The sequence below is a fragment of the Pseudomonas sp. P2S-1 genome, assembly GCF_057197725.1.
This window is the reverse complement of sequence record NZ_CM170068.1, coordinates 1,166,298-1,180,113: the sequence shown is the minus strand read 5'-3', so window position 1 is coordinate 1,180,113 and position 13,816 is coordinate 1,166,298. Positions and strand designations below refer to the sequence as shown.

The window sequence follows — 13,816 nt, the reverse complement described above, 5'->3', positions numbered from 1 at the left end:
CTCCAATAAGCCTGACGGACCGCGCCATGCACGGTTGCCGTCGATTATTGGAAAGGGATGTAAGGCGCCGTTGTCGGCCAGGATCGAAGATGTAAAAAGTCGTAAGGTTTTTGTACGTCAGCGCTGGATCAGCTGTTTCAGGGTGGTGCGGGCCTGTTCGACCTGCTCGCGCAAGGGGTCGGTCAAGCCGTTCAGGGCGGCTTCATCGTGCTCGCGGGCAGCGGTTTCCAGTTCGCCAAGGACCGCCGCCAGCCCACGGAAACCAAGGGAATCGCTGCTGCCCGCCAGACGGTGGGCCTGATGGGCGATTTCCGTACAGTCACCTGCCTGCAGGGCTTCGCACAAGGTCGGGTAGTGCTGCTCCAACGACTGGCGCAACACACCGAGCAAGCCCTGGACTTTCTGCTCGCCCAGCAAGGCCCGGTGGGTTTCCAGCAGCGACCAGTCCATCTGTGTTTCAGAGCGCTCCTGCACGCCCGCTGGAGACCGGGCCAGCGCCTGCCGCAAGGTTTCAAGCCGCAACGGCTTGGCCAGCACGCCCTGCATGCCAGCCTCCAGATAACACGACACCTGCGCCGGCTGCACCCCGGCAGTCAGCGCGAGCATGCGTGTCTCGCGGTTCGGCCCCGGCGTGGCGCGGATCCGCCGGCACAGTTCGACACCGCTCATGCCTGGCAAGTGAACGTCCAGCAGGATCAGGTCGAAACGCCTCTGCCTGCAGACGGCCATGGCCTGCCCCGCCTCCTCGGCAAAGCTGACCCGATGTCCGTCACGCTCCAGCAGGCCGGCGGCGACCTCGCGGTTCAGGGCCATGTCCTCGACTACCAGGATCTCCAGGCTCTCCCTTGGTGCTTGCGCGGTCGGCACCTCGCGCCCCGCGCCCTCCAGCAACTCCAGTTCGAACCAGAAACAGCTGCCCTGCCCCTCGACGCTGTTCACGCCAATCCGCCCGCCCAGCCGCTCGACCAGATGCTTGCAAATGGCAAGGCCCAACCCGGTGCCGCCATAACGCCGTGCCACGGCCTCGCTGGCCTGGGTGAAGCGCTCGAAGATCCGCGCCTGCACCTGCGGGGCAATGCCGATGCCATCGTCGCTGACCGTGATCCGCAGGCGCTGGCCGCCGGGCAGATCGTCAAGTACCTGAACCTCAAGGGTGACCTCGCCGTGCTCGGTGAACTTGATCGCATTGGCCAGCAGGTTGCTCAGCACCTGTCGCAGATACTGCTCGGCGCCCTGCTGGCCCTCGGCCAGGCGTGGATCGAGGTGGCACACCAACTGGTCATGATTGGCCGTGGCCCGGGGTTCGAGCAGGGTCATGACCTCGCGACACAGCTGCCGCAGGGAGAAATCCACCTGCTCCGGGTGGCTCTCACCTTCCTCCAGGCGGGCGAAGTACAACACTTCCTCAAGAATCGCCAACAGGCCCTCGCCCGCCTTGTACAACGCCTCCAGCCGCTGGCGGTCGCGACCTGCCGGGAGGACGCCGCGCAGCAGCTCGGCCATGCCGAGAATGCCGTTGAGCGGCGTGCGCAGTTCATGGCTCATGGTCGCCAGGAAGCGCGATTTGGCCAGGTTGGCCGCCTCCGCCTCGTCCTTGGCCCGGGCCAGGCTGGCGGTGCGGCGCTCGACCATGGCCTGGAGTTCATCACGCTTGTCCTGCAGGGCCACGCGGTCCAGTTCGCGGCGCTCGATATCCGTGAGAATGGCCCGGCGCATGTCGTCGAGGGCACGGGCCACGGTGTCGATTTCATCGTCGGCAGGACGCCGGTCCAGGCGCAGCGGCTCCTGCCACTGCCCGGCGCCGACACGTCGGGCGAATTCGGCCATGACTTGCAGGTGGCGAGTCACCAGGCGGTAGAACAACCCCGACAGCACCACCGCCAGACCACAGAGGAACACGCCCATCCACAGCAGGCTGGTCAGCCCGGTGGCGAACAGCCGCTGGTGCACCGCGCCGAGATCGATGCTCACCTCCAGCTCACCCAGATGTCGCAGCGGCCCGGACGGAGGCTGATAGTCCAGGGCGAAGCGCTCGATCCGCAGCGGTCCCTTGGGTTCGGCTTCACCGCGCAGCAGGTTGAAGTCGTTGCTGCTCAGACGCACCCGGGCCACATCGGAAAAGTCCACCAGGCCGCGTAACTGGGTATTCAACTGGGCCTCGTCCAGGTCCCACAGGCTGCGTTCCAGGCTCGCCAGGTAACCAACCCGGATCAGCGCCATGCGCGACTCGATATCGCGCATCTCCCGGCGGTATTCGAAATACAGCTGCACCGAGCTGGCCAGTACGGTGAAGCACAGGCTGAACAGCAGGATATACAGCAGCAGCCGGCGCAACAGGCCATCGGCGCGCCAGCGGATCATCGGGCACCTGCCGGCAGGCGGACCATGTCGCGGTAGGTCACTTCGCTTTGCTCCAGCCAGCGCGTGATTTCGCCCGCGTCAGCCATGCGCCTCAGCTCGCGGTCGATATCGGCCATGCGTGCGCTCAACGGCGAGCGACGCGACACCGCGACCCGCAGGTAGTCGACGCTCAGGGCCCGGGGCAAGGCGACGATGTCCTGTGCTCCCGGCAGGTTCTCGACGAACAGTTCGCCGGTACGCCGCTCCTGGACCACGAAATCGATGCGCCCGCGGATCAGCTTGCCGAAGTTCTGCCGGCTGGAAGACACCCATTCGATGTTCTGGTGGCGGGCGACGAAGCGGTCGAAGGCCTGGCCGTAGCTTTCGCCGAACAACAGGCCGCCGCGGTAACTGGCCAGATCGTCGAGACCCTCGAAGTGCAGCGGGCGCTGGCGATTGACGAACACCGCCACTTCCTCGCGCATCACCGGCTCCGTCGAGAAGCGCATGCCGAGGTCGCGCTGGTCGCTGTCGTAGGCCAGCACCACATCCACCCGGCCCTCGGCGGCATCCAGCAGGCAGCGTTTCCAGTTGCCCAGCACGACGATCTCGGTCTCGTAGCCCAGGCGCCGGAACAGCTCGCGCACCACGGTCGGGGCCATGCCACGCACCTGGCGGCCATCGCTCCAGGACACTGGTGGGTACACCGGGTAATCGCAATAGCGCACCGGCTCGGCGGCCATGGCCGGCAGGCCGGCGAGCAGCACAAGCAAGGCCAGCAGCCGGCGCACGGGCTTCAGGCCGCCACGCTGGCGGTGAACAGGTAGCCGGTGCCGTGGATGGTGATGATCAGTTGCGGCTCGGCCGGGTCGTCGTGCAGCTTGCGCCGCAGGCGGCCCACCAGCACATCGATGGAGCGGTCGTTGGGGACCCATTCGCGGTTGCGGATCTGGTCCATCAACTGGTCGCGGGTCAGGGTATGGCCGCTGTTGCGCAGGAACACGCTGAGCAACTGGAACTCGCCATGGGTCAGCAGGGTTTCGCCACCGCGTGGGTCGATCAGGCGGCGGCGGTCACTGTCCAGGGCCCAGTCGGCGAACTGCTTGAGGGCGTGGCTGGTGTTTTTCGGCTGGTTGGCCTGGGCGCAACGGACCCGGCGCACCAGGTTCTTGGCACGGGACACCAGTTCACGGGGATTGAGAGGCTTGATCACATAGTCGTCGGCGCCGCATTCGAGGCCGACGATACGGTCGATATCGTCGTTGCGCCCGGTGATCAGGATGATGCCGACTTCCGAGCGCACCCGCAGTTCACGGGTCAGGGTCAGGCCGTCCTTGCCCGGCAGGCGGATATCCAGCAGCACCAGGTCGACCACATGGCTGCCCAGGAAGGCCTCGGCGCCTTCGGCGGTATCGGCACAGTGGACGTCATAACCTTCCTGGGACAGGTAGGCGTGCAGCAGGTCGCGAATCAACGGATCGTCGTCGACGATCAGTACCCGAGGCGTCATTGCGGTTGTCTCTTGTTATGGCTGTAGGACTTTTCACACGCGCTGGCAGCGTACTCGCTGTTGAACGGGTGATCAACTAGCCTTCGGGCAAGGTGAAGCGTCGGCGTCCGCCGGCTTGCAGGCCGTCGACCCAGGCTTCGCAGATCTGCACGCCCTGCTCCGGGGTGAAGGTCCCGGGGTTCAGCCCGGACTCCAGCCACAAGCCGTCGAGCAAGGCGCTCAGGCTGATGGCCGCGAGGTCGGCGTCGAAGCGTTCCCAGTTGTCTTCCCGGGCCAGTTCGCCCAGTGCGCGGCTGAGGGTGCCGCGGTACTCACCGTAGGAATGATCGTGCACCTGGTTGATTGCCTCGGCGGTCTTCACCGCGCCCCAGAAGGCCAGCCAGGCATCCAGCAGTTGCGGGTCGAGCAGTTCCTCGCAGAAGGACGCCTGGAAGAACGCCGACAAGCGCTCCCGGGCATTCGGCGCAGCCCGGTCCATGGCCTCGCGCAGCAGGCCCATGACCCGGCCGGTCACGGCCAGGTAGGCCTCGGCCACCAATTCGTCCTTCCCCGAATAGTGATGGCTGATCAACCCCACCGAGACGCCGGCCTCGGCGGAAATCTTGCGGATCGACGCCCCCTGGAAGCCATGCTGCTTGAGGCAGGCCAGGGTCGCCTCGACCAGATTGGCCTTGCGGGCTTCGGGGAGCATGCGTTGGTAGCGGGCTTCCTGGTTCATCGGTGCTCTCGTTGTTGTGCCGGACTGAACGACTGTACAGCAAGGCGAACCCCGTGATAAACCGTGCCGGGCAAATGCCCCCACAACGACAAGAAGCGCCTGCCATGACTGACCTGATTCTCCACGCCCTCGACCAGGGTTTGCTGACCCTCACCCTGAACCGCCCCGACAAGCTCAATGCCCTGAATGCCGAGATGTATCGCCAGCTTGGCGAGCGGCTGATGGCGGCTGAGCAGGATCCGCAGATCGAGATCATCCTGATTACCGGCGGCAGCAGTTGTTTCAGTGCTGGCAATGACTTGCATGACTTTCTTGATAGTCCGCCCGAGGATCGCGAGCACCCGGTGTTCCGCCTGATGCGCGTGGTGCTGGGCTTGCGCAAGCCACTGATTGCAGCGGTGAACGGGCCGGCGATCGGGATCGGCACCACCTTGCTGCTGCATTGCGATCAGGTGGTGGTGTCGAAAGGAGCGAAGCTGCGGATGCCGTTTGCGCCATTGGGATTGTGTCCTGAGTTCGGCTCCAGCCTGTTGCTGCCACGTCTGCTCGGGCATGTGCGGGCAGCGCGGCTGCTGCTGGGCAATGAGGCGTTGAATGGCCAGCAGGCGGTGGATTGGGGGCTGGCCAGCGAGGTGCATGAAGATGGCGACGCCTGCCTGGAAGCGGCCCGGGCCCTGGCCAGGCGTTGGCAACGGATGCCGCAGGAGGCGCTGCGGATCAGCAAGGAGTTGCTCAAGGCGGGGGATCGTGAGGTGCTGGCGGCGGTGGTCGAGCGGGAGAGCCGGTGCTTTATCGAGCGGCTGAAGACGGTGGAGGCCCGGGCGGCGTTGCAGGCCTTGGTACAGCGTTGACAGTTCCGGCCCTATCGCCGGCAACGCCGGCTCCCACAAGGACCGCGTGCACCGCAGGACCTGTGGGAGCTGGCTTGCCAGCGATGAGGCCGGGAGCAGCAACCAACGAATCAAGGCAGATCGAACAGCACCGAGCGCCCCTCGACCGAAGGCAGCACACACTCCACCCGATGCCCGCACCCCGGCACCACCAGCATCCGCCGCTGCACCTTCAGCACTTCCCGCTCATAGGCCTGGAACCCCAGCCCGCGCTGTAACCTGAACGGCCCCTGCAGCATCGCCCCGCAGGACTTGTCGAGCACCGGATAGGCCGCGCCCTTGCTCGCGCTGCTGTCCAACCCGCCTTCCAGATAATCCACCCGCGCCGCCGCATATCGCGCCCGGGCCTGCGCGGCATCCCCGGGCAACCAGCCGGGCAAGGCTTCGGTGCCGTATTTCCAGGCGTTGTAGCCCGCGCACACCTCCGTCGGTACGGCCATGACAAAGCCGCTACCCTGTGCCACCGGCCGCAGCGGATCGAAATACAGCCAGCTTCCCGGGTCGGCGATCACATAACGCAAGCCAACCCCGGCCGGCGGCTCGGCGGCAAAAGCAATGCTGTGCTGGAGCATCTGCGCCCCGGCGGAAAACCCGGCCAGCGTGACATTGCGCACCTGCGGAAATTGCCGGACCAGCTCGACCAGCAGAGCATCCAGCGCGGCAAAGGCACTGATCGGATGCGCTCCCAGCGAAGGTTCGCCGGCCAGCCAGCTACCACAGGTCCACAGCGCATCCCCCGGCTGCGCCGGAGGCTCACCCGGCGAGCTGCAATGACGCGCATCCTCGACCTGGTACAGCGGCGCTACCACCAGGGTGTCCTGCAGCCGCCCCGCCATCCGCGCAGCCTGCAAGCCGGCGGCGAAACTGCGACCGGCATCCCGCGGGTGACCATGCATCACCAGCAGCACCGTTCGCACACTGTCATCACCCGCCGGACGCGACGCGTAGTAATGCAGCGCACCCGCCTCATCCGGCAGCTCGAATGTGCGCAGGTCAGCGGCAAGTGCGCCACGGGCGAGGGTCAGCAGGAGGAGCAGGCAAACAGAAAATTTCATCCGGGCTCTCTTGTTGTCATTTGAACATCGATGAACTTGGGTTCATATTCGCAAGCATGCTAAGCAATTGAGCCGATTAAAACCCCTGTCAACATGCGTGCCAGAACAACAACATGAGATTAATTTAATAATTCCCCTCCCGGGCAACTTTCCAGTGGCCTGATTAACTTTATTTCACTGAAATGACGCTGCTGTTTAATTGCCATCCTGGCTTTCCCCGGAGATTATGGCTCGCCCTTGTCACTCCCGTGCAAGGCACATTCCACAAGGCATCCCGCCCATCCACCACGCCCGAGAACCCGCGTGGAGGATAACCGCATGCTGCCAGAAAGTTCGCCGTCATCGACAACCCAGGTTAATCCAGAAGTTCCGGCACGAGGCCTTGAAACATGGGTAACCCACTCTTTGCAGGACACCTGTGACTATGCAAGCCGCTCCTATCGCTATTGAAGAACGCATTCTGCTGACCGGTGCCACCGGATTCCTCGGCGGCTCGGTGACCGCGCAGCTGCTTGCCGAGGGCCTTGGCGACAACCTGTCGTTCCTGGTGCGTGCCGACTCCCGCGAACAGGGCCTTGAGCGCCTGCGCGACAACCTGCGCCAACACGGTGTCGGCGAGTGCGCCCTGCAGTTCCTGCACGCCGAGCAGATCATCTGCGGCGACTTCCTCGATACCACCTGGCTACCCCGGGAAACCCCACGCCTGATGCAGATCGAGCGGGTGATCAACTGCGCTGCCGTGGCCTCGTTCTCGAAGAACCCGACCATCTGGCCGGTCAACGTCGAGGGCACCTTTGCCTTTGCCGAAGTGATGAGCCGCTCCAAGCGGCTCAAGCGTTTCCTGCATGTCGGCACCGCCATGTGCTGCGGTCCGCAGCAGGAATCGCCGATCAGCGAATCCTGGAACTTCCCCGACGGCGCCGAGCAACTGGTGGACTACACCGCCTCCAAGGCGGAAATCGAGCGGCGCATGAGCGAAGACCTGCCGGGCCTGCCGCTGGTGGTGGCGCGCCCGTCCATCGTGGTGGGCCACCGCACCCTGGGTTGCCAGGCTTCGGGCAGCATCTTCTGGGTGTTCCGCATGGGCTTCGCCCTGGAAAGCTTCACCTGCGGCCTGGAAGAGCAGATCGACGTGATCCCGGTGGATTACTGCGCCGAGGCGCTGATCGGCCTGGCCCTGAAGCCGCAACTGCGGCACAACCTCTACCACATTTCCGCCGGTCATCATGCCGCCTGCACGTTCGCCGAGATCGACGAAGCCTTTGCCAGCGCCAACGGCGCCACGCCGGTCGGCGCGCGCTATCGCAAGATCGGCGTGGACGACCTCAAGGAACTGGCCGGCAGCTTCGAATCGCGCATCGGCCCGGCCAACCCGCGCCTGGTCCTGCGTGCCCTGCGCCTGTACAGCGGCTTCGCCGACCTCAACTACCTGTTCGACAACAGCCGCCTGATCGAGGAAGGCATCGCCCTGCCACCGCGTTTCACCGACTACCTGGATGTCTGTGTCAGGTCCTCCAGCGGGGTCAGCATCGCCACGCAAATGCAATGGGATTTCAAATAGTTAGCCTTTCGGCTGATTCGGGCGGCTGGCGGATGAATTGCGCTGGCCGCTGCTGTACCCTCAGCCGCGAAACCCGCCAGATACCGCCGACCTTGAATACTCCAGCACTGACACCCCGTGAGGCTTACCAGATTCTCCGCGACATCGCCCAGGGCATCCGTCCCATGCGGCGAATCGGCGAGCAGGGCTGGAGCGATGTGCGCAATGGACTGCTGACGGTGGAAGTGGATGGCTGGGTCTTCACCCTCTACAACGATGGCGATGCCCTGGGCCATTGCGACCGCTGCTATAGCCCTGAGGGTGCCGCCTATATCTTCGATGCCGGGCATCCCTACGGGACCAATCCCGTGGAGTTCATGAGCCAGTGGGAACGCCAGCGGGTCGAGGAGATGCTTCAGGTTATCTAGATCTTTCAAGGCGCGGCCCGGGTCTCTGGCGGGTGCTGCTGCAAAGAATCTCTCCACCAGGCAACCTTCCACCTATCCTCAGGGTCCATAACTAGATCGAACCTAAATCTGCCAGGGAAATCTCCGATGCGTTTGCCCGACGAACCCCAACGGACACGGCACCTCCTGCAAGGCGCGCAGTTGGGCGACTCCATCGCCGCCCACCTCGACAGCCTCAAGCGCCTGCAAGCCCAGGTCAGCTACATGACCCGCGCGGCAGAACTGCTGGACCTGCACCTGAGCAGCATCGAGAACGACCTCGACCAGGTTCGTGCACAACTCGCCGCCCGCCCGCGACTTTGAGCCCTGCACGGCGATTTATGCGGTAAAGTTCCGCCCTTGCGCCAGGAAGGCAGCAGCTTGGCTGTCTGAATTTTCACTGGTCGGCCTTCAAGTGTCAGCAGAGCACCGATAAATGAACAAACCCGACGAGACGCTACAGGCCCGGACGCCCTACACCTCGCTCCCCTCTTTCCTGGCCTTCCCCATCGTCGGCCTGGGCGCCTCCGCTGGCGGCCTGGCCGCGCTGCTGCATTTTTTCGAGGAAATGCCCAACGAGAGCGGCATGGCCTTCGTGGTGGTGATGCACCTCTCCGCCGAACACGAAAGCAGCGCCGACCGTATCCTGCAGAAAGTCACCGGCATGCCGGTGCAACAGGTGACCAAGCCGACGCCAGTGGAGGCCAACCACGTCTACCTGATTTCCCCGGCCATGCAGCTGGAAATGCTCGACGGCTACCTACGTGTCACCGAACGCCCAAGCGGCCGACCGCGGCATATCGCCATCGATGTGTTCTTCCGCACCATGGCCGATGCCCATCGCCATCGCAGCATCGGCATCGTCCTCTCCGGCGCCGGCAACGACGGCAGCGCCGGACTGGTGCGGGTCAAGGAACAGGGGGGCATGACCCTCGCCCAGTCCCTCGACGACGCCGAATACGAAAGCATGCCGCGCAACGCCATCGCCACCGGCCAGGTGGACTTCGTTCTGCCGGTGGTGGACATGCCGCAGAAGCTGGTGGAACTGTGGGACAACATGCGCAAGATCGAACTGCCCCTGGGCGACGAGATCGAGCCGCCGCTGCACAACCCCGACACCGCCGAGGACGAACGCGCCGCCGATGCCGCCCTGCGGGAAATCATCGTCATCCTGCGCACCCGTACCGGCCACGATTTCAAGCACTACAAGCGCGCCACCGTGCTGCGCCGCATCGAGCGGCGCATGCAGGTCAACCGGGTCAGCGACCTGCCGGCCTATCGCGACTTCCTCAACGCCAACTCCGACGAAGCCAGCGCCCTGCTCGACGACATGCTGATCGGCGTGACCAATTTCTTCCGCGACCGCGAGGCCTTCGAGGCACTGGAACGGGAGATCGTCCCGCGCCTGTTCGAGCTGCCCGGCGAAGGCGACCCCACGGTACGCGCCTGGTCGGCGGGCTGTTCTTCCGGCGAGGAGGCCTATTCCATCGCCATGCTGCTGGCCGACCACCTGGATTTCAGCCACAGCACCCACAAGTTCCAGGTGTTCGCCACCGATATCGACGAGCACGCCATCGGCGTCGGTCGTGCCGGGGTCTATCCCGAGGCAGTGGTCACCGATATTCCGCCGGCCCGCCTGCGGCAGCATTTCGCCAAGGAACAGACGCATTTCCGGGTGAAGAAGGAGATCCGCGAGCGGGTCCTGTTCGCCCTGCACAACCTGCTGCGCGACCCGCCGTTTTCCAAGCTGCACCTGATCAGTTGCCGCAACCTGCTGATCTACCTCGACCGCCAGGTACAGGCGGACATCCTGCAGATGTTCCACTTTGCCCTGGCCCCGGGCGGCTACCTGTTCCTCGGCAGTTCCGAGTCGGCGGACGTGTGCCTGGACCTGTTCACTCCGGTGGACAAGAAGAACCGCATCTACCGGGCCAAGGCCAGTTCCAGCCTCGGGCGGCCGACCCCTACCCTGCCCCTCAACGCCTTCACCGGGTTTTCCCTGCCCAACGTCGAGCGCAACCTGGAGCGGCGCAAGGTGTCCTTCGCCGAGGTCCACCAGCGCGTGCTGGAGCAGTACGGCCCGCCGAGCGTGGTGGTCAACCAGGACTCGGACATCGTGCACATGTCCGACCGCGCCGGGCGTTTCCTGCGCTATGTCGGCGGCGAGCCCTCGCACAACCTGCTGGTGCAGGTCCTGCCGGAGCTGCGCCTGGAGCTACGTACCGCGCTGTTCCAGGCCTTCCAGACCGGCAAGAGCATCGAGGCGCGGCGCGTGCAACTGGAGCGTGACGGGCGCAACTATTACGTGAACATGGTGGCCCGACCGTTCCGTGACCTGGACGCCGACTTCGTCCTGGTGCTCTTCGACGAGGTCGAGGAAACCATGAGCGCCGAGGTCAAGGGGCCGCGCGACAACGGCAAGGACAGCGTGCTGTCGCAGCTCGAAGGCGAGTTGCAACGGACCAAGGAACAGTTGCAGGCCACCGTGGAGCAGTCCGAGACCTCCACCGAGGAACTGAAGGCCTCCAACGAAGAGCTGCAGGCGATCAACGAGGAACTGCGCTCCACCACCGAGGAACTGGAAACCAGCAAGGAAGAGCTGCAGTCGATCAACGAAGAGCTGATCACGGTCAACCAGGAGCTCAAGAGCAAGGTCGAGGAAACCGGCAAGATCAACGACGACCTGCAGAACCTGATCGCCTCCACCGATATCGCCACGGTGTTCGTCGACCGGCGCATGCGCATCAAGTCCTATACCCCGCGGGCCACCGAGATCTTCAGCATCATTCCTTCGGACACCGGGCGCTCGCTGCTGGATATCACCCATCGCCTCGATTACCCGGGCATGGCCGATGACGCCGTGGCCGCCTTCGAGTCGCTGCGCATCATCGAGTGCGAAGTGCCGAGCAACGATGGCCGCTGGTATATCGCCCGGCTGCTGCCGTACCGCACCACCGAGGACCTGATCGATGGCGCGGTGCTGACCTTCATCGACATCAGCGAGCGGCGCCAGGCCGAGGAGCAGGTCCGCGAAGGCGAGGAACGCCTGCGCCTGGCAGCGGAAAGCACCCAGGACTTCATCATCCTGACCATGGACGCTCAAGGCCTGATCACCACCTGGAACCGCGGCGCCGAGCGTACCTTCGGTTACCGCGAGGAGGAAGTGCTGGGCCGCAGCGCCGAACTGATCTTCCTGCCCGAAGACCGCGACAACGACGTGCTCCAGGAAGAATTGCGCCTGGCCCGCCGGGATGGCCGCGCCGACGACGAGCGCTGGTTGCAGCGCAAGGACGGCAGCCGCTTCTTCTGCAGCGGGGTGACCACCGCGCTGCACAACGGCCAGCACGGTTTCGCGAAAATCGGCCGGGATATCACCGACAAGAAACGCCAGGAGTCCGAGCAGGTCTGGCAACTGCAACAGAGCCGCACCAGCAGCAAGCTCAAGGACGAATTCTTTGCGGTCATGTCCCACGAGCTCAAGCACCCGCTCAACCTGATCCAGCTCAACGGCGAGCTGATGACCCGCCTGCCCCAGGTGCGCGGCAATGCCGTGGCCGGGCGCGCAGTGGACACCATCCTCGGCGCGGTGCGCAGCCAGGCGCGGATCATCGATGACCTGCTCGACCTGTCGCGGATCAACACCGGCAAGCTCAAGCTCAACCGCGGGCCGGTGTTGCTGCAGCAACTGCTCGGCGATATCGCCAGCGTGGCCCGGGGCGATGCGGCCAACGAGCAGATCCAGGTCGAACTGGAGCTGCCCGACGACAGCCACGAGCCGCTGGTGATCGATGCCGACCCGGTGCGTGTCGAACAGATCATCTGGAACCTGCTGAACAATGCCCTCAAGTTCACCGATGCCGGCGGACGTGTGTGCCTGCGCCTGGTGGATGAAGGCAACCAGGTGCGCCTCGATGTGCAGGACAACGGCCAGGGCATCGCGGTCGAATCGCTGCCGCTGATCTTCGACATGTTCGGCCAGGTGCCGGAGCACCGGCATGGGCAAAACCGTGGTGGGCTGGGGATCGGCCTGGCCTTGGTACGCGAGTTGGTGGAGGCTCATCACGGCCGGGTCGAGGCGAAATCCGCCGGGCTGGGGCGTGGCGCGACCTTCAGTGTGTGGTTGCCGCACTACAGTCGCGAGCAGGTGCCGGTGATTACCGAACTGGACGAAACGCCGGGGAATTTCCTCGGGCTCAAGGTGCTGATCGTCGATGACTCCGAGGACATCCTCGAGATCATGACGGCGCTGATGGAACTGGAAGGTGCCGAAGTCACCGTGGCCGGCAACGGTGCCCAGGCGCTGGAGCGGCTGGAGGAAGGCGTAGTGTTCGACCTGGTCCTGTCGGACCTGGGCATGCCGGTGATGAATGGCCTGGAGTTGATCGCGCGGTTACGCAGTGACGAGCGTTTCCGCAGCCTGCCGGTGGTGGCCTTGACCGGGTTTGGCGCCAGTCAGGACAAGGCTGAGGCGCTGAAGGCCGGGTTTAACGCCCATGTCGACAAGCCGGTGGCGTTCGAGGTGTTGCAGGAGACGGTGAGGACGGTGCTGGGCCGTTAACCTTGCTGTGTTCTTTAGGGCCCTATCGCTGGCAAGCCAGCTCCCACAGGTATCGCATGCACCGCTGAACCTGTGGGAGCTGGCTTGCCAGCGATAGGGCCATCAGCAGCCCCGATAATCTATGGCTTGGTGGTTTCCGAATGGTCTTTCGGAGTAGTCGGCACCCCACCAGGCCCCGGCACCACCGGATCCACCGCATCCCGGGTGGTAGCGCCCGGCCCTACCGAACTCCCGCCATGGGCCGCAGCCAGCTGGCGAGCCTTCTCCAGATGCGCCTTCAAAGTCGGCAGCGTCTCCTGGGCAAATGCCTTCAGTTCCGCATCCTTGCCATCCTTCGCATAGTCATCGAACAGCTTGATCGCCGCCTCATGGGCATTGACCTGATTGTTGGCATAGGCCTGGTCGAACGACTTGGCCCCGCGCAGTTCCAGGATCATCGCCTTGGCCTTGTCGATCAGGTCGGCATCGGTCGAGACTTCCAGCTTCTTGCTCGCCGCCAGCGCCTTGAGCTTCTCGTTGGCTGCGCCGTGGTCCTTGAGCATCATCGCGGAGAAGGTCTTCACATCCGCCGCCGTGCCTTTCTCCTGCGCCAGTTTGGCCGCTTCCACTTCGGCCACGCCCTTGGCCGAGGCGTCCTCGACGAAGTCGTCGGCATCCTGGGCGGCATGCACCGCGCCCGCCAGGGTGAAGGCCAGGGCAAAGCCCGCGCTACGCAACAGTGTGTTCATCATTGAATCCTCGGGTCAGTTCCGGTTCTGG

Annotated in this window: 10 protein-coding genes and 1 pseudogene; 5 read left to right on the top strand and 6 right to left on the bottom strand. The window is 64.6% G+C overall.

Features of this window, described 5'->3' with window-relative positions; genetic code table 11:
- Positions 1-117: 117 nt before the first annotated feature.
- The 4 genes from AC2CQI_RS05385 to AC2CQI_RS05370 all read right to left on the bottom strand — a co-directional run bounded on the left by AC2CQI_RS05385 (position 118) and on the right by AC2CQI_RS05370 (position 4,568).
- Entirely contained in the window at positions 118-2,361 is a 2,244-nt protein-coding gene (locus AC2CQI_RS05385; protein ID WP_484579426.1) for an ATP-binding protein, read from the bottom strand.
- Positions 2,358-3,083, bottom strand: coding sequence for a substrate-binding periplasmic protein (locus tag AC2CQI_RS05380; protein ID WP_484580586.1), 726 nt, complete (start codon positions 3,081-3,083; stop codon positions 2,358-2,360). Before AC2CQI_RS05380 ends, AC2CQI_RS05385 begins: the two co-directional genes overlap by 4 nt.
- Positions 3,084-3,136: 53 nt before the next feature.
- Positions 3,137-3,850 (bottom strand): response regulator, encoded by a 714-nt coding sequence (locus AC2CQI_RS05375; RefSeq protein ID WP_075805654.1) that lies wholly within the window; start codon positions 3,848-3,850, stop codon positions 3,137-3,139.
- A 76-nt stretch (positions 3,851-3,926) separates the two neighbouring features.
- A complete protein-coding gene (locus tag AC2CQI_RS05370) occupies positions 3,927-4,568 on the bottom strand; it encodes a TetR family transcriptional regulator C-terminal domain-containing protein (protein WP_075805655.1) in 642 nt (213 codons plus the stop codon).
- A gap of 104 nt (positions 4,569-4,672) precedes the next feature.
- Here AC2CQI_RS05370 and AC2CQI_RS05365 point away from each other — a divergent pair, with 104 nt between their 5' ends.
- The gene (locus AC2CQI_RS05365; RefSeq protein WP_484579425.1) at positions 4,673-5,419 is read left to right on the top strand and encodes an enoyl-CoA hydratase-related protein; all 747 of its coding nucleotides are present in this window, start codon (positions 4,673-4,675) and stop codon (positions 5,417-5,419) included.
- A 110-nt stretch (positions 5,420-5,529) separates the two neighbouring features.
- Here AC2CQI_RS05365 and AC2CQI_RS05360 read toward each other — a convergent pair whose 3' ends face one another.
- A complete protein-coding gene (locus tag AC2CQI_RS05360) occupies positions 5,530-6,513 on the bottom strand; it encodes an alpha/beta hydrolase family protein (RefSeq protein ID WP_484579424.1) in 984 nt (327 codons plus the stop codon).
- A gap of 424 nt (positions 6,514-6,937) precedes the next feature.
- Between AC2CQI_RS05360 and cprA the strand changes: the two genes are divergently transcribed.
- The 4 genes from cprA (at position 6,938) to AC2CQI_RS05340 (ending at position 13,057) form a co-directional block, all read left to right on the top strand.
- Positions 6,938-8,074, top strand: coding sequence for a cationic peptide resistance protein CprA (gene cprA, locus AC2CQI_RS05355; protein ID WP_484579423.1), 1,137 nt, complete (start codon positions 6,938-6,940; stop codon positions 8,072-8,074).
- 92 nt (positions 8,075-8,166) lie between these two features.
- Complete coding sequence (locus tag AC2CQI_RS05350; protein ID WP_075803582.1) at positions 8,167-8,481, top strand: DUF7693 family protein; 315 nt, start codon at positions 8,167-8,169, stop codon at positions 8,479-8,481.
- Between the two features lie 126 nt (positions 8,482-8,607).
- Complete coding sequence (locus AC2CQI_RS05345; protein WP_075803583.1) at positions 8,608-8,823, top strand: hypothetical protein; 216 nt, start codon at positions 8,608-8,610, stop codon at positions 8,821-8,823.
- Between the two features lie 112 nt (positions 8,824-8,935).
- Entirely contained in the window at positions 8,936-13,057 is a 4,122-nt protein-coding gene (locus AC2CQI_RS05340; protein WP_484579422.1) for a CheR family methyltransferase, read from the top strand.
- A 224-nt stretch (positions 13,058-13,281) separates the two neighbouring features.
- Here the strand turns inward: AC2CQI_RS05340 and AC2CQI_RS05335 are convergent.
- A pseudogene (locus tag AC2CQI_RS05335) lies at positions 13,282-13,785 on the bottom strand (DUF4142 domain-containing protein); the annotation flags it as partial.
- Positions 13,786-13,816 lie beyond the last annotated feature (31 nt).